A 21379-nucleotide genomic window follows, 5' to 3' on the forward strand; every position below is an offset into this window, starting at 1 on the left:
GGATACAAACATGGCAATCTCTCGGGTAGAGGATATCGTGGCCGACATCAAGGCCGGCAAGATGGTGATTCTGGTCGATGCCGAAGATCGCGAGAACGAGGGCGACCTGGTGATGGCGGCCGAATTCGCCACGCCGGAGGCCATCAATTTCATGGCCAAATTCGGTCGCGGCCTGATTTGTCTGACACTCAGCGCAGAACGCTGTCACCAGTTGAACCTGCCGCTGATGGTCAGCCGTAACGGCACACCGCACGGCACTAACTTCACAGTATCCATCGAAGCGGCCAGCGGCGTGACCACCGGCATTTCCGCCGCCGATCGCGCCCGTACCGTGCTGGCGGCCGTGGCGCCGAACGCGCGACCCGAGGATCTGGTTCAGCCTGGACACATCTTCCCGCTGATGGCGCAGCCGGGCGGCGTATTGGTGCGCGCCGGGCACACCGAGGCAGGCTGCGACCTGGCGCAACTTGCCGGGCTGACGCCGGCATCGGTGATCTGCGAAATCATGAACGACGACGGCACCATGGCGCGCCTGCCCGAACTCATGACCTTTGCCGCAGAGCACGACATCCGCATCGGCACCATCGCCGACCTGATTCACTACCGCAGCCGCACCGAGAGCGTGGTCGAGCGCGTCGGCCAACGTTCGATCGATACCCCGTTCGGCAGCTTCGATCTGCATGTCTTCCGCGACGTCCTGACGCGCGCCACTCACCTGGCATTGGTCAAGGGTACGCCGGTCTGCGCCCACGAAACGCCGGTGCGCGTCCACGAGCCGTTGTCGGTGATGGATATGCTCGACCCGATTGCCCGGCCGCACTCCTGGACCGTGCCCAATGCCCTGGAGTACATCGAAGAGCAGGGTTGCGGCGTGGTGATTCTGTTGCATCGCGCCGAAAGCGGAGAGGATCTGCTGGCGCGCGCGTTGCCGCCGTCCGAGCCCGTGCCGCAGACATGGGATAATAAGACCTTCGGCATCGGCGCACAGATTCTCAAGACGATCGGCGTCGGCAAGATGCGCCTGATGTCCTCTCCGCGCGATTTGCCCAGCATGGCCGGCTTCGACCTGGAAGTCACCGGGTTCTGCCAGCCGCAACACGGCATCGCCGAAATGGATTAAAATGAACAGTTCTGCGCACAAAACAAGAGGTTGAACATGCTGGAAAGCATCCATCGCATCGCCCCGGATTTGACCGGCAAAGGCCTGAAGATCGGCATTGCCATGAGCCGTTTTAACGAAAACGTCTGCTGCGGGCTGCGCGATGCCTGTCTGCACGAACTGGCTCGCCTGGGCGTCGTCGCCTCGGATATCACGCTCGCCACCGTGCCGGGCGCGCTGGAAATTCCATTGACGCTGCAGACCATGGCCAAAAGCGGCCGTTTCGACGCACTCGTGGCACTCGGCGCCGTGATTCGCGGCGAGACCTACCATTTCGAGTTGGTGTCCAACGAGTCCGGTAGCGGTCTGACCCGCATCGGTTTGGATGGCGACATCCCGGTGGCCAATGCGGTGCTGACGACCGAGAACGACGAGCAGGCCGAAGTCCGCATGGAAGAAAAGGGCCGCGACGCCGCGCGCGTGGCGGTTGAAATGGCTCGGCTACAGCAGGCGCTGCGCTGAGTTCGAAGCGAATAAACAGGCCGCCGGCGCGTCACGCTGGCGGCTTCGTTCTTTACAAGGAATTGCATCGATGAAAACTGCCCGCCGCCGTGCGCGCGAATTTGTGGTTCAGGGTCTGTATGAATGGACGATGAACCCCGACCGTTCCGCCACCACAATTGAAAAGCATCTGCGCGAAAACGAGTACTTCGCAAAGGCGGACGAGACGCTGTTCCGCACCTTGCTGTACGGTGTACTGAAGGACGCCGCGCAATTGTCGGCCATGGTGGCCCGCTACTACGAGCGCTCGCCCGACGACGTCAACCCGATCGAACGCGCCGTTCTGCTGATGGCGGCGCTGGAGCTGACCCAGCACTTGGAAACGCCGTATCCGGTGATCATCAACGAGGCCATCGAAATCACTAAAACCTTCGGCGGCACCGACGGACACAAATTCGTCAACGGTGTACTGGACAAGCTGGCTGCCCAAGTCCGCGAAGAGGAAGTGGCGCGCCGCCCGCAGTAATCCCGGTTCGTTACCCACTGCACCCGTCCGTTTTTCGGGCGGGTGTTTTTACATCTGGCATCATGAACGAATTCGAATTGATCCGACGCTACTTCGCCGAGGCGGAAGCCGCCGAGCAGACGGTGCTCGGCATCGGCGATGACGCGGCCATCGTGCGGCCGAGCCCTGGCTGCGACTTGCATGTTTCAGTGGATACGCTGGTCAGCGGACGGCACTTCTTCGCCGACGTCGATCCAGCGGCGCTTGGCCACAAAACGCTGGCCGTCAATCTGTCAGACATGGCCGCCATGGGCGCCCGACCGCGCTGGGCATTGCTGGCGCTGACGCTGCCGCATGTCGATGCCGACTGGCTAAAGGCCTTCGCCGACGGCTTATTTGCCCTGGCGCGCACTCATGGCGTGGCATTGATCGGCGGCGATACCACCCGCGGTCCGCTGACGCTCTCGATCACCGTCATGGGCGAGACGGCGCGCGGCGCGGCACTATGCCGTCACACGGCACGCCCCGGCGACGACGTCTGGGTCAGCGGCCAACTGGGCTTGGCGGCATTGGCGCTGCGACATCTCCAGCCCGACTCGCCGGCCCTGCCAACCGATGTTTTGACGCAATGCCGGCAACAGTTGGAAAGACCTCAGCCGCGTGTGGCATTGGGGCAGGCTCTGCTGCCACTGGCACACGCATGCATCGACGTTTCGGATGGTTTGCTGGCCGACCTCGGCCATATCCTGCAGCGTTCGCAACTTGGCGCCGAGCTCTGGCTCGATGCGCTGCCGACACACCCATGGCTGGCCGAACGCCGGGCGCAGATGGTCGAGCTATTGGTGGCGGGTGGCGACGACTACGAGCTGTGCTTCACCGCGCCGGTGGCGGCGCGGGACGCCATTACGGCGCTATCGAACATCTGCCCGGTGACGCGCATCGGCCGCACAACGAACGAGGCGGGGCCAGCCGATCTGCTGGATGCCGCCGGCAATAAAATCCAAGTAGGGAGAAGCGGATTTGACCACTTTCAAAATCAAGCCTGACCTGAAGTTCATCACCAGTCATCCTGCGTACTTCATTGCCTTCGGCTTCGGCAGCGGATTGGCCCCCTGGGCCCCCGGCACCTTCGGCACGCTGGCGGCCTTTCCTTGCTATTGGCTGTTGCGCCTCGCGGGCATCGACGGATTAAAGCTGGCATTGCTGTGTCTGCCGCTTTTTCTGCTTGGCGTTTACGTCAGCGAGAAAGCCGATCAAGCCCTGGGGGTGCACGATCACGGCGGCGCCAATTTCGACGAAGTGGTGGCGATGCTACTGATCCTGGCGGTGACGCCATCGAGCTGGCTGGCCTGGGGGGTCGCTTTCGCGCTGTTCCGCCTATTCGACATTCTCAAGCCCTGGCCGATCCGTTGGTTCGACGAACACGTGCACGGCGGTTTTGGCGTGATGCTGGATGATGTGGTTGCTGCCGTGCCCTGTATGTTATTGATTATCCTACTGCAGCATTTTCACCTGCTTTAAAATATGGAAAGTGACAAAAAAATCGGCTTGAATTAAAACGGATAGATGCAACGCGTCCCGCTCGGCATGGCAGGCGGGAATCGACCCCGACACGGAAGCTCCCAAGAGGCTGTCGTGAAAAAAACAGACTACAGCAGCATTCCAGATTGGACGCTTCACTTTGGCAACGCCGGCGATGCCTGGGTAACGGTATCGAACGACGGGCAGGTACAGCAGCTCAACGAGCAAGTGGCCGAGGTGCTGGGCATGTCGCCGGCCGAGCTGACCGGCAAGCGTCTCTCCGCCATCCTCAAGCGCGCCGACGCGATGGTGCCGCGCGGCAACGCGATTGTCCGCGGCACCTTGTTCGCGCTACACAACGGTCGGCGAGCCGACGCGCTGATCGCAGTGGAAGAAGTGCCATGCCCTTTGCCTGATTGGCAAGGCCGACTGCTGCGGCTGACCGATGTCACCGAGCTCATCGAAGCCGAGAACAACCGTATCCGCAAGCTGGACCGCCTGACTGCGCTGGCGGACATCATGACCCTGGCCGAGTCGGATCGACAGCGCTGGCTGGACGAGGCGATGGAGCTGGGCGCCCGTACGCTCGGGTTGGAACTGGGGCTGACCAGCCACATCCACGACGGTGTTTTTGTCCTGCTGGCGCACAACGCCCCCGGCATCTTGGAGTACGGCCAGACTTGGCCGCTCGACGAGACTTACTGCAGCATCACGGTCGAATCCAGCGACGTGCTGGCCTTGTCGCCATTCTTGTCGTCCGAGTGGGCCAAGCACCCCTGTTACAGCCACTTCGGTTATCAGTCCTATATCGGCGCACCGTTGTGGGTGCACGGCAAGCTATACGGCACCGTCTCGTTCTGTTCGAAGGTGTTGCGGCCGGACAGCTTCGACCACCACGACAAAGTATTCGTCAAACTCTTGGCACGCTGGGTCGGCGGTGTGATCGAGCGCATGAATGTCGAGGGGCGGCTGCGCGAATCGCACGACGAATTGGAAGAGCAGGTCGAACTGTTGGCCATGGCCGAAAAAGTGGCTCGTCTCGGCCATTGGCGCCTGGACATGCAGCTGCGAACGGTACTGCTATCCGATGAGGCTCAAAGTTTCCTGGGCTTGCCGTCGCGCTCCGACTGGGGGTTGGGCGAATTCGAGGCACTGATTGCCGCCGACGACCGCGACGCATGGCGCGATCAACTCAATGCCTGCGTGCACGACGGGAGTCAGATCGGGCTCGAACTGCGCATGATCACCGCGGATGGCTACACCCGCTGGCTATCGCTGCGCGGGATGCGACTTGAACAGCACGAGCAGCACCAATTGTTCGGCGTCATGCTCGATATTACCGACAGCAAGCAGGCACAGGAGACCATCCTCTTCCAGGCAAGTCACGATTCGCTGACCGGCCTGATCAACCGTGTGCTGCTGTTCGACCGTCTTGGACATGAAATTCGCCGCTGCCAGCGCATCGACGGTCAATTTGCCGTGCTGTTCATCGATCTCGACTATTTCAAACAGATCAACGACCGCTATGGGCATGAGGCCGGCGATCGGGTGCTGGTCCAGGTCGGCAAGCGCTTGGCATCGGCGCTGCGCAAATCGGACACGGTCGGCCGCTTCGGCGGCGACGAGTTCATCGCCATCATTCCGGGCCTCAATAACCGCGATACCGCGGCCTCGCTATTGCGAAAAATCCTGCGCCGTCTGGAAGCGCCGATTCTCTTTGGCCGAGACGAGCTGTTCATCTCCGCCAGCATCGGCATCAGCTTCTATCCAAGTGATGCCACCTTGCCGCAAGACCTGGTGCGGAAAGCCGACAATGACATGTACCAGGTCAAGGAGGCACGCCGCAGTCTGCCCAATCCGCTACGCGACGCCAACCGACGCTAAGCCGAACCCAGGTAGCGCTGAATCAGCGCATCCACCGCCGGCCCTGCCATCTCTCGCCACTGCCGGCGCAACGCCATAGGTAGCGGCGAGGCCTCGGCGGTCGCCGTGCCGAGCAAAGCGGGCAAATCCTGATCGAGGCCATACCTGCCCGAGGACGCCAGTCGTAACAGCGCATCGAGCTGATGCCAGAACGTGGCGCCTTGTGTGTGGAACTGTGGGTAGGCTGCGGCGTCTCCCGCTTCGTAGCGCCGTTGCCAATCGAGCAGGCCAGCCTCCAGCGGTCGGGCGGCATCGATAAACCGGCGATGCAAGGCTTGCACCTCGCGCGGGTGGCTCCCCAGTCGCATCATTGCTCGCAGGGCATAGAACTGGGCCAAGCTTTCGCCATACCAAGCGGGATGCGAGGCCTGATAATCCAGCGCCGCCAATTGGTGGAACTGTTCGTGGGCCAGCATCATCAGGCTGACAGTGCTGCCGCGGGCATCGCCGGGCCGATAGCAAGAAATGAAGCTGCGATCGCCCGACGCGTCGGATATCTTGCCAACCGTTCGATCCATGCCCAGCCAGACGACTAGCAAGCGCTCCTGGCTCTTGACCCGCATGACCTCGGCCAGCCAGGCGATCGCCCGGCGTTGCAGGGCGATCAACCCCATGCGCCACACCGTTGCAGGACTATCCGCGACATGCGTCACTCGTACTCGTTGTACGCCCACCGTCGTACCCGCGGCATTGCCGATGGCGAAAAAGGCCGGCGCCGCGCCGCTATCCGGTAGGGGCCATGCACCCTCCACCGGCTCGCCGCCCCCAAGAACCGATGCATTCACCGCCAGGTGTGCCTGACCGTCGTCAGGAGGGCGCAGCAGCGACGTCGCCGCCGACAGGAGCCACCACGACCGATCCGGGAAATACAGGCTACGATGTCGTGCGGGGTCTTCGCGGCCGAACTGCGCCACATCGAAACGAATCTGCCAGTCGACACGCCGGCAACCGGCCGGCTTCAACCATCTCGCCTCTTGCTCAAGCAGCGCGTGTTCGTCGCAATGCGGCCGGACAATCTGAGGTGCCAGCCCCTGCGCGGCGCCTTGTGCGTGCAACCACATTTCACCGTCCCGACCTTGCGGCAAAATCAGGCTCGCCTCGGCCAGTTGAGGCGTGTCCGGTTTAATTTCCAATCGGTAGAGCGAAGAGCAGGGGGCGGTTGCAGACGGGGCGCACAGGGCAATGGCGGGGCGCATAAGGCAGGCTTTCTAAAAAGGGTATTGGACAACGCCAGCTCCGATGCGGTTGCCTGTCGTCGCATCGGAGCTCTCCGAAAACCCCTTGTGCCACCTCAAGAAGAGGGCTTACTCCGCCTTAAACCCACCTCGAGCCATACATTGACGATAACGGCCGTTTACGCGTGTAGCAAACCATTCGGTAGTCAGTTTGTGGGTGAATTTGGGGCTGATCAGCACAATCTGCGGCATCGTCTCTCGCGCCACTCGACGGCCTGCCTGACGGTCGGCTGCGGCGAATACGCGCTGATACAGCGTCGTCTGTTCGAAGCTGGACAGCTTTTCCTGCTTCAAATCCCGCAGAATGTCGGCGCTACTCATTTGCAGGCGCCCGCTTTGCGTCATCAGTGCTTGCTGCGTCTCGCTGGCCTGGCCGGAGAACACCCGGTTCATCTTGTTGCTGTAGAGCATCAAATCGCCGTCGAGCGATAGTTTGCGGCCAGTCAGCCGGGCTACCGCGGCCTGAAAGGCGGCGTTGCGGCTACTGTAGCGCCCGGCGTTGTAATCGGCGAAACGATAAATCATCTGATCATAGGGCGCGGCGTACTGGAGCAAGATGGCGGTGCCGAAATAGACGCTGCCGCGCAGGCTAAACACCTCGTCGCGCAGATTGGTGTAACTGTACGGATAAGGCCATGCCTTGATTTGCGTTTGAGCGAACGCCACGCTGACTTGCATCGGCCCGCCGTCGCGGATCGGATTCTTGGACAGCATCAGATCCTGACCGTAGGGCAACTCACGCACCATATCCTCGTAAAGCTGATTCATCTGGCGTTTGGTGCGCAGCGCGTTAACCCGTTCCTTGTAGCTGCGCCCATCCGGCGACTTTTTGAGCATGGCCGCGTCGATGACGAACTGCGGAATCATGTATTTCTTGCGATGTTCGTCAATCTGCTGCCAGACAATCGCCGAAAGATTCGGCACCTCCGGATCGGGATTGAAGCCGGACTCTTGTTCCGCCACCGCCAACACCGCACAGAAATACTGCGGTGCGTAGGGAATCTTCAACTGTGAAAACGAGGCGAGAATGTTGTCCGCCCAGGCCTTACGCGCCGAAATGCCGCGCGGCAGCAAAGTGTCGAGCAGAGCACGTCCGGCTTGCGGATTGCTGTAATTCGGTTGGCTCGGCACCGGAGTCGGCTTGACGGGCGAGGGCATAGGTGTCGGCGGCGCAGGGGGTTCGGGCGGGGTTTCCGGCGCAGGCTCCGCGACAGGCGCCGAGGCGGCGGGGACGATAGGTGCGGGTATCGGCGCTGTGGCGCAGGCGGCCAGCATCAAAGGAAGAACCAGGGGGGAAAGGCTTCGACGCGACATGATGATCCGGTTGGGCACAAAAGGCCATTTTACGTCGAAGCGCGTGGCAATGCAGCGCCAGAGCCAGCTGCAATTGAGAAAAAACAAGTGCCGCCCTGGTAATGACGGATGCATTAAGGCATCATTTAGCCGCGTTAATGTACTGTAAATTTGTGTAAAGAACCTATTGACGTGTGAAAATTTCCCACGTATAGTCTCGATAACATACACCAATTCTTGGTCAGAATTCAGATGAAGAGCGCAGAAGTTACTTCGGAAACCGTCGACAGCCTGTTGCAGGCCGAAGACCACATCCACTTGGAGGGCGGTCGCCACGCCGTGCTATTACTGCACGGGCTGTCCGGCTCCGCCACCGAAGTGATGTATGTTGCCAAGCAACTGAATCGCCGCGGTTTCACCGTGCGTATCCCGATTCTGCCTGGCCATCAGACTTCGGTGCACGACTTGGCCAATACCGCCTGGCACGACTGGTACGCAACGGCGGAAGCGCATTTCGAGCAGCTCTCGGCAAATTATGCACGCGTCTCGGTCTCCGGCCTGTGCATGGGCTCGGTACTCTCGCTGTATCTGGCCTCGCAGAAACGAGAACGCGTCACCTCGGTCATCGCCATGTCAACGACACTGGCCTACGACGGTTACTCGGTTCCTTGGTACAGTTTCTTATTGCCGCTAGTCCTGTACACCCCGCTCAAACACTTCTGGTCGTACAAGGAAGGCGGCAATTACGGTGTCAAGAACCCGGCCATTCGCAAGCGCGTAGCCAATTCCATGGGGAAAAAGTCGACGGCCTTCTACGACCGGACGCCCGCTACCAGCGTGTTGGAGATGCGCCGCCTGATCCGTGCCACCAAGAAACAGTTGGCGCAGGTCGTCGCACCGGCATTGATCCTGCACGCGCAGGAAGATGAAGTGGCCAGCGTGAGTAACGCCGACTACCTGGAGCGGCATCTTGGCTCGCTCTATACCCGCAAGATCATCCTCGACGACTGTTATCACTTGATTACCGTCGACAACCAGCGTGCCCAGGTCGCCGACGAAGCCGTCAAATTCCTGTCCCAGCAAGACGAACGCGCCCGCTGCGAATCGCTGATCTCGCGCGCGCGCGACGCCATTACGCTCGACACTCAACTCGCGACCCGCCGCGGCTACACTCTGGCCGCCTAAGCCTCACACCCATAGCCGGACCGCCTCTCAGGCGTCCGGCCCCCACTGCCACAAAGTCATTCCCTGACCTTTGGTACAGGATAGCGCCATCGCCGTTTAACCTATTTTTACAGCCACAACCTAAGCTGGGAGCCCATCGATGGCAACGCCCCCGATCGCCCTACAATTAAGCGTGCAGGAGATTGAGCAACGCAAGCGGCTGGTCGGATGGGATGCCGACGACGTGCAGCACATAGCACGCATCAATGCGCTATTTATCCAGAATGTCGCCGACTTCAGCGCGGCTTTTTTTGATTTTTTGCGCTCAATCGACGAACACTGCCCGTTATTTCGCCAACCCGCCTTATTGCAAGAAGCGATCCGCATGAAGGAGGCGCATTTGTTGGCGATGGCGGGCGGGGACTATGGGCAACGTTATGTCGAAGAGCGCGTGGCGCTCGGCTTACTGTATAGCCAGGTGGGCATCGACGTTCGGGTATTCATGGGCGCATTCCACCACCTACAGCGGACGATCGGCAGCGCCATCATGGCGCATTTCCCGGATGACCCCCAGGGCGCATTTCTCTGCGTCAATGCGCTGCAGAAAATTGGCGACTTCGACCTTGGGCTAATCGTGGATGTATTGATCGGCGAACGCGAGCGCACGATCAGCAAGCAGCAGGAGGCGATTCGCGAGCTGTCGACACCGGTCTTGCAAGTGCGGGATCGCCTGCTGATTCTGCCGATAATCGGCGTGATCGACACCTTGCGCGCCAAGCAACTGACCGATGGCTTGCTGCTGGCCATCCGCGCCAACCGGGCCAAAATCGTGGTCATGGATGTCACCGGCGTCGCGGCGGTGGACTCGAAGGTCGCCAATCATTTGTTGCAAACGGTGGCGGCGGCAAGATTGATGGGCGCACGCGTGATTGTCACCGGGTTGAGTTCCGATGTCGCACAAGCCATGGTCGCCCTCGGCGTCGACCTGGGATCGCTCACCACGCTAGGTGACTTGCAAGGCGGCGTCGAAGCCGCCGAGCGGCTGCTCGGGTTTCAGCTCGTGCCGCTCAAAGATGTACCACCAATCTAGGAACGCCAGGTGCAAATCCCGATCTTGAAGCAAGGCCACGTACTGGTGGTCTGCATACATGCTGCCCTGACAGACCGCGATCTTCTGCAGTTACGCGATGAACTGGCACTGGAAATCGGGCAACGCCGCTCTCACGGGGTGGTGATCGACGTTTCCGCGCTCGATGTGCTCGACTCCTTTGCCAGCAGAACGCTACGGGGCATCGCGCAGACCACTTGGCTGCGCGGCGCGAAAACGATTGTGGTCGGCATTCAAGCTGAAGTGGCATTTGCCATGGTTCAGTTGGGCTTGGTCATGGAAGGCGTCGAGACCGCGCTCGATCTGGAGGAAGGCCTGGCGCTGCTCGCAACCAGCGAGGGGGCGAGCGGTGGGCGCGATTGATGCCGAGGAAAGTATCGCCATTCAGCATGACGTGGATGTGGTGACGGCTCGCCAACGCGGGCGCGAAATCGCCGCGCGGATTGGCTTTTCCGGCAGCGACCTGACTTTGATCGCCACCGCCGTTTCCGAGATCGCACGCAATATCGTGGTCTATGCGCAGGTTGGCGAATTGTTGTTTAGCGCGGTAGAGGAAGCCGGGCGACAAGGGATCGTCATCGTCGCGCGCGACCAAGGCCCGGGCATTGCCGACGTGTCGCTCGCCATGCAAGACGGATATTCGACCGGTAAAAGCCTTGGCCTCGGGTTGCCGGGGGCGCGGCGCATGATGGACGACTTCGAAATCGATTCCACCCCGGGCGTGGGCACCATCGTCACCATGCGCAAATGGGTTCGGCAATGAGTGCGCCGGCAAGCCTGGAGGTGCTCGACTGTGGCGTGGCGTTCAGCGCTTTGGATGGCGCGGCGGATTGTGGCGATCACTACCTCCTAGCGCCTTTTACGCAAGGCATGCTCATCGCCGCCGTGGATGGGTTGGGACACGGGCCGGAGGCCAGCCTGGCCGCCCAGATCGCGGTCGCCACCTTGGCGCGACACGCCGGCTCCCCCTTGGCGGCGCAAATCGCCTATTGCCACGAGGCATTGAGAAAAACCCGCGGCGTCGCCATGAGCGCCGCCAATCTGGATACCCAGGCAGGCCTGTTGGAATGGATCGGCGTAGGCAATGTCGACGGCGTAGTGCTACGCGCCAGGAAGGAAACCGGTAGTGCTTCCTTGCTGCCGCGCGGGGGTGTCGTCGGCTATCGCCTGCCGCCGCTGCGAGTCTGCCGGCTTGAAGTATTTCCCGGCGACGTGCTGATTTTCACCACCGACGGCGTGGCCAGCAGCTTTCAGCAAGACCTGAGCCGCGACGAAGCGGCGCAAACCCTGGCCGATCGCATTCTAGCCCGACACGGCAAGCAAACCGACGATGCGCTGGTGCTGGTCACACGCTACAGGGGGGCGCCATGAGCGAAGTCTTCCTGGAGGTTTCGCGCCGCTATATTGCCGCGATGGCGCAGCACGCGGAGTCGCCAAGCGAAGCCACGCTAGCCGAAGCCTATGAAATCGGCCGCCTGGCCCTGGGCGCGGAAGTCAATGTGCTCGACATGGCGATCATGCACCATCAAGCCTTGTGCAGCGCACTGTCCCAGGAGCGAGCGACCGGCATTCCCGCCCAGGTGGCCCGCAGCGCCGGCGAGTTTTTCGTCGAAAGCCTGTCCGCCTTTGAAATCATGGTGCGAGGCTATCGCGAGAGCAATCGCCACCTCATTGCAGCCAACCAAGCACTGCATCTCAGCGAAGAACGGCTCTCGGCGGAAAAACTCCAATTGGCGGCAGCGCGCGATCAGGCGGAGTCCGCCACCCGCAGCAAGAGCCAATTTCTGGCCAATATGAGCCATGAAGTACGCACACCGATGAATGCCATTCTAGGGTTTGCCTATCTGCTCGAGCAGAACGCCTTGGATGCGGACTCCGCGGAATGGGTAAAAAAAATCCGTACCGCCGGCCAGGCGCTACAAATCATCATCAACGACATCCTCGATCTATCCAAAATCGAGGCCGGGCAACTGGAGATCGAGTCGGCGCCGTTTCGCCTGGCCGATGTGCTCGACAACCTGGCAAGCATCATGGGCGGCTATGCGGGCGACAAAGATATCGAAATGGTGGTCACCCCGCCGCCTGCCGGCCTCGACAACCTGCAAGGCGATGCCCTGCGCATTCAGCAGGTCCTGATCAATCTGACCGGAAATGCGATCAAATTCACCGAGCATGGCTTAGTGGCGATCTCCGTGTCGGTGCTGGCGCAAGATGCGCATCACGTCACCTTGCGCTTCTCGGTGAAAGATACCGGCATGGGCATTCCCATCGAGAAACAGGCGCAAATATTTTCCGCTTTTACCCAAGCGGACGCCTCGACGACGCGCCGTTTCGGCGGAACGGGCCTTGGGTTGACCATCAGCCGGCATCTAGTCACCAAAATGGGCGGGGAAATCGGCGTAAACAGCACGCCAGGGGAGGGGAGCGAGTTCTGGTTCACGATACCACTGGCATGGCAGCCGATTGAGCATTTGGCTGCGCCGCAAATGGCGCGTCTCGACATTTTGGTGGTCGACGATAGCGAAATCGCACGCGAAAGCTTGCTGGCAACGGCCAAGTCGTTGGGCTGGCAAGCCACTGCGGTCGCGTCCGGCGAAATGGCCATCGAACACCTGCTGTCAAAGCATGAAGCCCATGACGTATTGCTCATCGACTGGAAAATGCCGGACATGGATGGGTTGGCCACCGTGCAATATCTTCGGCAAGCCATGGGCGGGCGAGCACCGCCGATTGTCATGATGGCGACCGCCTATTCCCGCCAAGCCCTGCTTCAACACCCGGAAGCCCAGTTGGCCGATGCGGTGCTGAGCAAACCGGTGACCGGTTCTTGCCTTTATAACGCAGTGGCCAAGGCCCAGGGCAATCGTCGCCGCGACAGCGGCACGCCGCTCGCGAAGAGGCATTTCGGCCGACGCTGCCCAGGCGTACGCATCCTGGTGGTCGACGATAGCGACATCAATCGCGAGGTGGCTCAACGGATATTGGCCGCCGAAGGCGCCGAGGTGAGTTTGGCCATCAACGGGCAAGAGGCAATCGACTGGCTTTGCACCCAGCCGAACACGGTGGACATCGTGCTGATGGATGTGCAGATGCCCAAGATGGACGGCTATGAAGCCACTAAACGTATTCGACTGATGCCGGAGCTGGCGCTTTTGCCGGTGGTGGCATTGACCGCCGGCGCCTTCAAGAGTCAGCAAGATGCCGCCGCCAAGGCGGGAATGAATGCCTTCGTCGCCAAACCCTTCGATGTCGATGAGCTGGTCGAGGCCATTCAAACGCTGACCGGTTGCCAACCCGAATCGATCGAGTCGGCGACCGCGGCCGCGGCCGCCGACACTCGGGTCGAGGCGCCGCTCAACCCGCTGGCACAAAAGTGGCCGGGCATCGATCTAGAAAAAGGCCTGGGTATTTGGCGCGATATCGCGGTTTTTCACCACTTCCTGCTTAAATTCGCCACGGACTATGCCAACAGTCCCCAGCAATTAGCCCTTCATTATAAAAATAAGGATCTCGCCGCCGCCCAGGCATTGATCCACAAAATGAAAGGCGCCGCCGGCAACTTGGCTTTAACCGGCATCGCGCGCATTGCCGGCGAACTAGAAATAGCCATGACGCGTTATCCCGAAAAAAAACCCAACTTCACACCGCTGCAGCGCGCGTTCGATGTGGCGTTGGCGAGTATTGCGCTGCTGGCATCGAAGCTCCCCATCCCCGACCTGCAACAATCCGCGCCGCCGGATCGCGAAAGCGTCATGCCGCAGCTGACGCAATTACTGGCGTATTGTGCCGCGGACGATTACGACGCTGCGCGCACGACCTTATCCGCCCTCGTTGGGCTGTTGCCGGAAAGCCGCTACGCGGAAATTCAATCGAGTATCGACGAGTTCGATTTCCGCACGGCAACGACGCGAGTACAACGCTTGGTAGAGGAATTCGATGTCCTCAAGGATGGAAATCATGAGCACCGGCCCGATTCTGTTGGTTGACGATGAGCCCAGCAATTTGGCGGCATTGCATCAAGTACTGAGTCCGACATACCGATTGGTCTATGCGCGCACCGCGGCGGAGGCGCTGGCGCAGGCAATCCAACATCAACCGCTACTGATCCTGCTGGATATCCGCTTACCCGATATGGACGGGTATACCGTTTGCCGTCAGCTCAAAGCCAACCCCTCGACCGAGGCGATTCCAGTGATTTTCGTCACCGCCTTGGCCGACATCGGCGATGAGGCCGCCGGCTTCGATGCCGGTGCGGTCGATTACATCATCAAACCGATCATGCCGGCGATTGTGCAAGCACGCGTGCGCACCCATCTCTCTTTGGTGCGCGCCACGACCTTGGAGCGCAGTTATCGCGACGCCATCAGCATGCTGGGCGAGGCGGGGCATTATAACGATACCGATACCGGCGATCATATTTGGCGCATGGCCGCCTATGCGCGCGCCTTGGCCGAAGCCTGCGGCTGGGACGCGGCAGCGTGTGGGTTGATCGAGCTTGCCTCGCCGATGCACGACATGGGCAAGATCGGCATTCCCAACGCGATTTTGCGTAAGCCCGGGCCGCTGACCCCTGAGGAATGGGAGGTCATGAAAACCCATGCCCAAATGGGCCACGACATCCTGATCCGCAGCCCGGCGCCGGTCTTTCAGATGGCGGCCGAAATCGCGCTTTGTCACCATGAACGCTGGGATGGTGGCGGCTATCCCGGGGGCTTGGTCGGCGAGGCCATCCCGACATCGGCACGCATTGTGGCCTTGGCCGATGTATTCGATGCGCTGAGCATGAAGCGGCCCTATAAAGCAGCTTGGCCGCTGGAGCAGACCATGCAGATGATTCAGCAGGGCGATCCCGGACATTTCGACCCGAACATGGTCGCCACCTTTGTGTCGATATTGCCGAAAATACTGGAAATCAAAGCCATGTGGCAGTCATGAACCGGAATAGTCGTTCGACATACATCCATTGATGTAAGTCAAACTTGATGCACCGTCGATGCCGTCTCGATTGACGTGTGAAATTTTCCCACGTACCATCGCGCCATCATCTTCCAAAGATACGCGCGCCATGGACACTCGCCAGCCTCTGCATATCGATACCGAGCAACTGGGCACAACCGTCGATTTTATTCAGTTGGATGGCGGGCCGCATGCCGTACTACTGCTGCACGGCCTGGCCGGATCGGCCTTCGAGGTCATGCACGTCGCCAAATCGCTGAACCAGCAAGGTTACACCGTGCGCATTCCGATTCTGCCCGGCCATCGGCGCACCGTGGCGGACTTGGCCGCGACAACCTGGCATGACTGGTACGCCGCAGCGGAAAAGCATTTTGAGACGCTAAGCGCCAGCCATCAGCGGGTTTCCGTATCCGGACTCTGCATGGGCTCGCTGCTGTCCTTGCAACTCGCGGCACGCAAGCGGCATCGCGTGGCTTCGGTTGTGGCCATGTCGACCACGTTGGCGTATGACGGCTCGTCGATTCCCTGGTATAGCTTTTTGCTGCCGCTGGTGCTTTACACGCCGCTGAAGCACCTCTGGTCCTACAAGGAAGGCGGCAATTTCGGCATCAAGCACAAGGGCATGCGCAAGCGCATGTCTGCCAAGATGGGCGAAAAATCGCGCGTAGCCTACAACCGGACGCCGGCCGACAGTATTCGCGAAATGCGTGGTTTGATGCGCTCGACGCGGAATTGTCTTGGTCAGATCACCGCGCCGACCTTGATCCTGCATGCCCGCGAAGACAATGTCGCCAGCCCCCGCAACGCCGACTATCTGGAAAGACATCTCGGTTCGACTCATATCGAGAAAATCATCCTCGACGATTGCTATCATGTCATTACGGTCGACAAGCAGAAAAGCTTGGTCGCCTGCGAAGCGGGGCGGTTTATCGCCGAGCGTGCTCAAGCCGCGACAAGCCCATCCATCGAGGTCGCTCTGCCTATCGGCGTTCCCAAACCTGCCGAACACAGCATTCCCGGTTTCTTTCCCGCTGTCGCGCCGCGCATGCGCATGGCCTGAAGGGGCAGGTCGCTAGTCGAGATGCGGCAACATGCGCACCGGAATCGACTTGGCCGTGGGCGTATTACTTTCGTCGCCGACGCTATCGAGCGGCACCAACGGGTTAGCCTCGGGAAAGTAGGCGGCCAGGCAGCCAAGCGGTATATCGTACTCGACCAACAATAGACCGTTGAGACGACGTTCGATGCCGTCATCCCATATCGTGGATAAATCGACTCGATCTCCCGGACGGCATCCCAGCCGATCGATATCCCGCCGATTGGCGAACACAACGTCACGCTGGCCATATACCCCGCGGTAGCGATCGTCTAGCGCATAGATCGTCGTGTTGTACTGATCGTGCGAGCGAGTGGTCATCAGCACCATCGCCTGGTCGCCATATTGCCGGCGTGCACGGTGAATCGGCGTATCCAAGTCGAGTGGATGAACCACAAACTGCGCCTTACCCGAGGCGGTCTTCCAAACCCGATCGCGCGAAGCCACCCCCAAATGAAAACCGCCCGGCGCCGCCACACGCCGGTTGTAGTCGGTAAACGCTTCGAAGACCTGAGCGATGTGATTGCGAATCAAACTGTTATCGGTAGCGAGCGCGCGCCAATCGACTAGGCGGTTCCCCACGACAGCCTCGGCCAGCCGCGCGATGATCGCCACCTCCGACAGCAACTGGTCGGAGGCGGGCGGCTTGAAGCCGCGCGACAAGTGCACCATGCTCATCGAATCCTCCACCGTGACGCTCTGCTCGATGCCTTCTTGCAGGTCGATCTCGCTACGGCCGAGCGTCGGCAACAGCAGTGCCTGTTGTCCGTGCACCAAGTGGCTGCGGTTGAGCTTGGTCGCGACCTGCACCGTCAATGCGCAACGACGCATGGCCTCGAAAGTGCGTGGGGTATCCGGCGCGGCCATGACAAAGTTACCGCCCAACCCGAAGAACACCTTGACGCTACCCGCCAGCATCGCCTGAATGGTGGCGACCACATCCAAGCCGTGCTCGCGCGGCGGCTCGAACCCGTACACCGCGGCGAGACGATCCAGAAAAGCCGCCGTCGGGCGCTCCTCGATCCCGACGGTGCGATTTCCCTGCACATTGGAGTGGCCGCGCACCGGACACAGCCCGGCGCCTGGCCGGCCGATCTGGCCGCGCAGCATCATCAGGTTCGACAGCAGCTGAATGGTCGGTACCGAGCGCCGATGCTGAGTGATGCCCATACCCCATGTGGCAATGACCGAGCGGGCCCGCACGAACAGCTGCGTCAACCGTTCGATCTCCTCGCGCGGCACGCCGGACTCCTCGATCAACAGCGACCAACTTTCTTGGCGCAGATCGGCCAGGAATTCATCGATGCCGACGGTGTGCGTCTCGATAAACGCCACATCCAATACCCGTTCGCCGCCGGTGGCACACGCGGCGTCATCCAGCTCCACCACGCGTTTGGCCATGGCTTTGATCAAGGCGAAGTCGCCACCCAGACTCGGACGAATAAAGAGAGAACACAGCTCGGTACTACCACCGGCCAGCACCTCGGCGGCATGCTGCGGGCTGGAAAAGCGCTCCAGCCCCCGTTCGCGCAAGGGATTGATCGAAACGATCGTGGCGCCGCGCCGAGCGGCGTCGCGCAATTCGCCCAGCATACGCGGGTGATTAGTGCCGGGATTTTGACCGAAGATCAGAATGGCATCGGCAAGTTCGAAATCCTCCAGCGTTACCGTACCCTTGCCAATGCCAACCGTTCCGGGAAGCCCGCGGCTAGTGGCTTCGTGGCACATATTCGAGCAATCGGGAAAGTTGTTGGTGCCGTAAAGGCGCGCGAACAGTTGAAACAGATAGGCCGCCTCGTTGCTGGTACGGCCGGAAGCATAAAAAGAGGCTTGATTAGGACTGTCCAGCGCATGCAGTTGCTCGGCGATCAAGGCGAATGCTTGGTCCCACTCGATGGGACGATAGGTGTCGCTGGTCGGATCGTAGCGTAGGGGGACGGCGAGGCGGCCATGTTGCTCCAGCTCGAGATCGGACTGCCGCATCAATTCGGTCACGGTATGGCGGGCGAAGAAATTAGCCGTAACCAATTTGCTGGTGATCTCCGCCGCCACCGCCTTGACGCCGTTCTCGCAGAATTCTAGCCGATTGGTGTGTCGACGTTCAGGCCAGGCGCAGCCAGGGCAATCGAATCCATGGGGTTGATTTTGCTTGAGAAATGCCTTGAGGTTGCCGAGCACAACTTTTTCTTGGCGCAAGCTGGCGGCAGAAAATTTGATCGCATCCCAGCCGCCGGCGGGGCGAGGATAGGGCGCAATACGCCCTGGTTTATCGTGTTCGCTCACGCAGCGGCTCCATCATGCTTATTAGATATTGATATAGGGAATATATCGTCGAAACAGCCGTCTGCCTAGTTGAAAAAGATTCTCAACACCATCCAAAGGGGGGATGGACCCTTGATGCTTGCATTGAAGGATAGGCAATATGGCAACTAACTTGGTGGTTAGGAATGTGGATGAAGAGGTGGCTGCCGCCTTAAAGTTACAGGCCGCTGAGCATGGACGCAGTATGGAGGCAGAGCATCGTGCCATCTTGAAGGAAGTGCTGGCACGGCCAAAGCGAAGATCCTTTTCGGAGGTTTTGGCACAGATGCCCAATGTTGGCGAAGACGCCGATTTTGAACGAAGCCGGAGTTGACCTTGTATCTCGTGGACACAAATGTCATCAGCGAAGCGCGCAAAGGGGTGAAAGCTAATTTCGGCGTACGGAAATTCTGGCAGACCGCCCGCGAGGAAGACATCTATTTGTCGGCCATCTCGATTGGCGAACTGCGAAGAGGAATCGAAAATCTGAAATATCGCGGCGATTTACTTCAGGCCACAAAACTCGAAGCCTGGCTCTTGATAGTATGTGGAGAGTACGCGAAACGCATTCTGGATTTTGACGCGGATTGCGCTCAAGTGTGGGGAAAACTGATGTCGCCGCACAATCATAACGCGGTAGATAAGCAAATCGCGGCGACTGCGCTTATTCACGATCTTACCGTAGTGACGCGCAATATTGACGACTTTCAAGGAACAGGCGTTCTACTGACCAACCCCTTTGAGTAAGCTGCCGCAAGTCTGTGCTCGGAGGACTCTAACCGTGGACAAAATAAAAGGCGGAAGTATAAAAACTTCCGCCTTCTTGTGCTTGCTGTAGCCTTGCCGCTGTCGTTTCTTTCGATCGGCGAAGGCACTGCAGCGCTGGAACTGCTGGGCAAACTTGGCAACCGGGTTGGTGCGTTGCTGTTTTTTACTCATGGCACATCCTGTGGGTGGAAAACGATCCGCATCCTATGTCAGTTGATCGATCCTGTCCAGAGCAGCCCAAAGGATGGCGGGACGGCAGAAGCCATCGGAAGCACCGAGATGGAGGCGCATACCGTATTTGACATAATATGCATTATACGAACCAAATAACCATCGCTGCCGGCCACGACTTCTTGTCATATTCACCCGCTATCCTGCCTGTACTAAAGGCACGCTGTCATTATTGACAACGTCATTTTGTGAAAATATAATTCACCGCCATTTAATGCCAAAGGGGTAAAATTGTTTGACCTTGCCATTGTCGGGTTTGGGGCGACTGGAGTCAGCCTGCTCAAACAAATTCAGGATGAAGTTTACGCATCGGGAGCAAAAACCCCGCGGATTGCTCTGTTTAGTCCCTGTGCAGACTTTGCCCGTGGGCAAGCGTTCGGCGATGCCGACGCCGTCCACAAAGTCAATACGCCTCCCAGCATGCTCTCCATTTCCAACAGCGAGCCAGCCGGCTTCGCACACTGGATGAATGCCAAGGGCAATGCCAACGAGCTCTACCCCAACCGATTGATGTATTCCGATTTTTTGCAAGAGACTTATCGGGACATCATCAGCTCGGGATGGTTGGAAATCGAAGAGTTTCGCGAAACCGTTCAAGCCGTCAAGGCTGATACGCTGGGCTACCAAGTACACTGCGAGAGCGGCCAAACCGTTAGCGCGCACAAGGTCATGCTCTGTCTAGGATCTCTGCACGGCACCCCCTTCAAGCAACTGTCGGCGTTGCCGGGCTTCATCGATCACCACAGCGAATTTGCCAAGGCCAAGGGTGAACCGGTTTTGGTGGCAGGCTCGGGGCTGACGGCTGTCGATGCATTCCGCTCCTTGAATCATGAAAAGAACAACGAGATCCATCTTTTCTCGAGACAAGGTTTTGCCCCCACCTGTTTGACCAAGGAAAACCGTTACACACCGAAAGTTTTGAACTGGGGCACATTACTGAAAGAACAGCATGGCTCCGTGCGATTGCAGCACTTTTTGGAAACGCTCAAACAAGAGTGCGAGCTATTGTCGGACGGTGGGGAGCGAGTACCGGCAATGCAGATTTTGCGAGGGCTCGGCCCAGCACGATACTTCGAATACCTGATGGAGAGATCCCAGGCAGCGGATCTGCCTTATCAAGATATTCTGGTCTCCACCAGACCGTACATGCATAAACTCTGGCGCTCGATGCCGATTGCAGACCGCATTTCCTTCAATATCAATTATGGCGCTGGTTGGGCGGCTTGGCGGCATCCCATTCCTTACGAGGTCATCGCAGAATTGGCCGAAGCTGCCAGAGAGCAGCGTCTGCACATCCATCGTGGTCACAAACCGCCGTATTGGGAAAATGGGCAGTTCGTCTTGGAGAGCACTTCCGGAAAAACTATCCGTGCCCGGTATTTGGTCGATGGCACAGGGGGCAGTAATCGGCTGGATGCGATCGACTCGCCTTTATTGCGCAATCTAAATGCACAAAAGCTCATTGAAGCCCACCCCTGCGGAGGCATCGATATTCATCCGCTGACCTTCCAATGCCAGGTGGATGGCAAGCCTGTGCCAGGACTATATAGTTTGGGGCCTTTGAACAAGGGTAGTTTATTCTCGACAAATGCATTTTGGTTCAATGCACGCTGCGCAGGACACTGGGCAAGGCAATGGGCCATTGAAATGACCAAAAAAAACTCCGTAGGTATTTAAC

The 21379-nt window shown here is 59.5% G+C and carries 21 protein-coding genes; 17 read left to right on the forward strand and 4 right to left on the reverse strand.

The genetic code is table 11. The features are described 5' to 3' along the window. Nucleotides 1-10: 10 nt before the first annotated feature. From ribBA to DFP86_RS14625, 6 genes are all read left to right on the forward strand, one after another. Nucleotides 11-1120, forward strand: a complete 1110-nt coding sequence (gene ribBA, locus DFP86_RS14600; RefSeq protein ID WP_133682524.1) for a bifunctional 3,4-dihydroxy-2-butanone-4-phosphate synthase/GTP cyclohydrolase II — start codon at nucleotides 11-13, stop codon at nucleotides 1118-1120. A gap of 36 nt (nucleotides 1121-1156) precedes the next feature. Beyond that, complete coding sequence (gene ribH / locus DFP86_RS14605; RefSeq protein WP_133682526.1) at nucleotides 1157-1621, forward strand: 6,7-dimethyl-8-ribityllumazine synthase; 465 nt, start codon at nucleotides 1157-1159, stop codon at nucleotides 1619-1621. 70 nt (nucleotides 1622-1691) lie between these two features. Next, nucleotides 1692-2126, forward strand: a complete 435-nt coding sequence (nusB, locus tag DFP86_RS14610; protein WP_133682528.1) for a transcription antitermination factor NusB — start codon at nucleotides 1692-1694, stop codon at nucleotides 2124-2126. 62 nt (nucleotides 2127-2188) lie between these two features. Next, entirely contained in the window at nucleotides 2189-3151 is a 963-nt protein-coding gene (gene thiL, locus DFP86_RS14615) for a thiamine-phosphate kinase (protein ID WP_133682530.1), read from the forward strand. After that, nucleotides 3126-3626 (forward strand): phosphatidylglycerophosphatase A family protein, encoded by a 501-nt coding sequence (locus DFP86_RS14620; protein WP_133682532.1) that lies wholly within the window; start codon nucleotides 3126-3128, stop codon nucleotides 3624-3626. Before thiL ends, DFP86_RS14620 begins: the two co-directional genes overlap by 26 nt. Nucleotides 3627-3740: 114 nt before the next feature. Continuing rightward, a complete protein-coding gene (locus DFP86_RS14625; protein WP_166642282.1) occupies nucleotides 3741-5510 on the forward strand; it encodes a diguanylate cyclase domain-containing protein in 1770 nt (589 codons plus the stop codon). On the opposite strand, the gene DFP86_RS14630 is transcribed toward DFP86_RS14625, so the two are convergent. Both DFP86_RS14630 and DFP86_RS14635 read right to left on the reverse strand, forming a co-directional pair. Beyond that, a complete protein-coding gene (locus tag DFP86_RS14630) occupies nucleotides 5507-6745 on the reverse strand; it encodes a hypothetical protein (RefSeq protein ID WP_133682536.1) in 1239 nt (412 codons plus the stop codon). The two genes, DFP86_RS14625 and DFP86_RS14630, sit on opposite strands and share 4 nt — an antisense overlap. Nucleotides 6746-6853: 108 nt before the next feature. Continuing rightward, the gene (locus tag DFP86_RS14635) at nucleotides 6854-8098 is read right to left on the reverse strand and encodes a DUF1615 domain-containing protein (protein WP_133682538.1); all 1245 of its coding nucleotides are present in this window, start codon (nucleotides 8096-8098) and stop codon (nucleotides 6854-6856) included. A gap of 231 nt (nucleotides 8099-8329) precedes the next feature. Here DFP86_RS14635 and DFP86_RS14640 point away from each other — a divergent pair, with 231 nt between their 5' ends. The 8 genes from DFP86_RS14640 to DFP86_RS14675 all read left to right on the forward strand — a co-directional run bounded on the left by DFP86_RS14640 (nucleotide 8330) and on the right by DFP86_RS14675 (nucleotide 16365). Next, nucleotides 8330-9262: an alpha/beta hydrolase gene (locus DFP86_RS14640; protein ID WP_133682540.1), complete on the forward strand. Its 933-nt coding sequence runs from the start codon at nucleotides 8330-8332 to the stop codon at nucleotides 9260-9262. Nucleotides 9263-9401: 139 nt separating this feature from the next. Beyond that, nucleotides 9402-10331, forward strand: a complete 930-nt coding sequence (locus DFP86_RS14645; protein WP_133682542.1) for a protoglobin domain-containing protein — start codon at nucleotides 9402-9404, stop codon at nucleotides 10329-10331. 9 nt (nucleotides 10332-10340) lie between these two features. Next, entirely contained in the window at nucleotides 10341-10712 is a 372-nt protein-coding gene (locus DFP86_RS14650; RefSeq protein ID WP_133682544.1) for an STAS domain-containing protein, read from the forward strand. Continuing rightward, on the forward strand, nucleotides 10699-11112 hold the full coding sequence (locus tag DFP86_RS14655; protein WP_243729410.1) for an anti-sigma regulatory factor: 414 nt from the start codon (nucleotides 10699-10701) through the stop codon (nucleotides 11110-11112). Before DFP86_RS14650 ends, DFP86_RS14655 begins: the two co-directional genes overlap by 14 nt. Further along, complete coding sequence (locus DFP86_RS14660; protein WP_133682546.1) at nucleotides 11109-11720, forward strand: SpoIIE family protein phosphatase; 612 nt, start codon at nucleotides 11109-11111, stop codon at nucleotides 11718-11720. Before DFP86_RS14655 ends, DFP86_RS14660 begins: the two co-directional genes overlap by 4 nt. Then, nucleotides 11717-14335: a hybrid sensor histidine kinase/response regulator gene (locus DFP86_RS14665; RefSeq protein WP_133682548.1), complete on the forward strand. Its 2619-nt coding sequence runs from the start codon at nucleotides 11717-11719 to the stop codon at nucleotides 14333-14335. The genes DFP86_RS14660 and DFP86_RS14665 overlap by 4 nt, the downstream gene beginning before the upstream one ends. Then, nucleotides 14307-15284, forward strand: a complete 978-nt coding sequence (locus DFP86_RS14670; protein ID WP_133682550.1) for an HD domain-containing phosphohydrolase — start codon at nucleotides 14307-14309, stop codon at nucleotides 15282-15284. Before DFP86_RS14665 ends, DFP86_RS14670 begins: the two co-directional genes overlap by 29 nt. 130 nt (nucleotides 15285-15414) lie before the next feature. Beyond that, nucleotides 15415-16365, forward strand: coding sequence for an alpha/beta hydrolase (locus DFP86_RS14675; protein WP_166642283.1), 951 nt, complete (start codon nucleotides 15415-15417; stop codon nucleotides 16363-16365). A gap of 12 nt (nucleotides 16366-16377) precedes the next feature. Here DFP86_RS14675 and DFP86_RS14680 read toward each other — a convergent pair whose 3' ends face one another. Then, complete coding sequence (locus DFP86_RS14680) at nucleotides 16378-18684, reverse strand: FdhF/YdeP family oxidoreductase (RefSeq protein ID WP_133682554.1); 2307 nt, start codon at nucleotides 18682-18684, stop codon at nucleotides 16378-16380. 139 nt (nucleotides 18685-18823) lie between these two features. On the opposite strand from DFP86_RS14680, the gene DFP86_RS14685 reads away from it, so the two are divergent. Beyond that, nucleotides 18824-19036 (forward strand): FitA-like ribbon-helix-helix domain-containing protein, encoded by a 213-nt coding sequence (locus DFP86_RS14685; RefSeq protein ID WP_133682556.1) that lies wholly within the window; start codon nucleotides 18824-18826, stop codon nucleotides 19034-19036. An 11-nt stretch (nucleotides 19037-19047) separates the two neighbouring features. After that, complete coding sequence (locus DFP86_RS14690) at nucleotides 19048-19449, forward strand: type II toxin-antitoxin system VapC family toxin (protein WP_243729415.1); 402 nt, start codon at nucleotides 19048-19050, stop codon at nucleotides 19447-19449. Here DFP86_RS14690 and DFP86_RS19480 read toward each other — a convergent pair. Then, nucleotides 19426-19641: a DUF7230 family protein gene (locus DFP86_RS19480; protein ID WP_133682560.1), complete on the reverse strand. Its 216-nt coding sequence runs from the start codon at nucleotides 19639-19641 to the stop codon at nucleotides 19426-19428. The two genes, DFP86_RS14690 and DFP86_RS19480, sit on opposite strands and share 24 nt — an antisense overlap. 291 nt (nucleotides 19642-19932) lie before the next feature. Here DFP86_RS19480 and DFP86_RS14700 point away from each other — a divergent pair, with 291 nt between their 5' ends. Further along, entirely contained in the window at nucleotides 19933-21378 is a 1446-nt protein-coding gene (locus DFP86_RS14700) for an FAD/NAD(P)-binding protein (RefSeq protein WP_133682562.1), read from the forward strand. Nucleotide 21379 lies beyond the last annotated feature (1 nt).

The organism is Paludibacterium purpuratum (assembly GCF_004363805.1).
Taxonomy (GTDB): Bacteria; Pseudomonadota; Gammaproteobacteria; order Burkholderiales; family Chromobacteriaceae; genus Paludibacterium; species Paludibacterium purpuratum.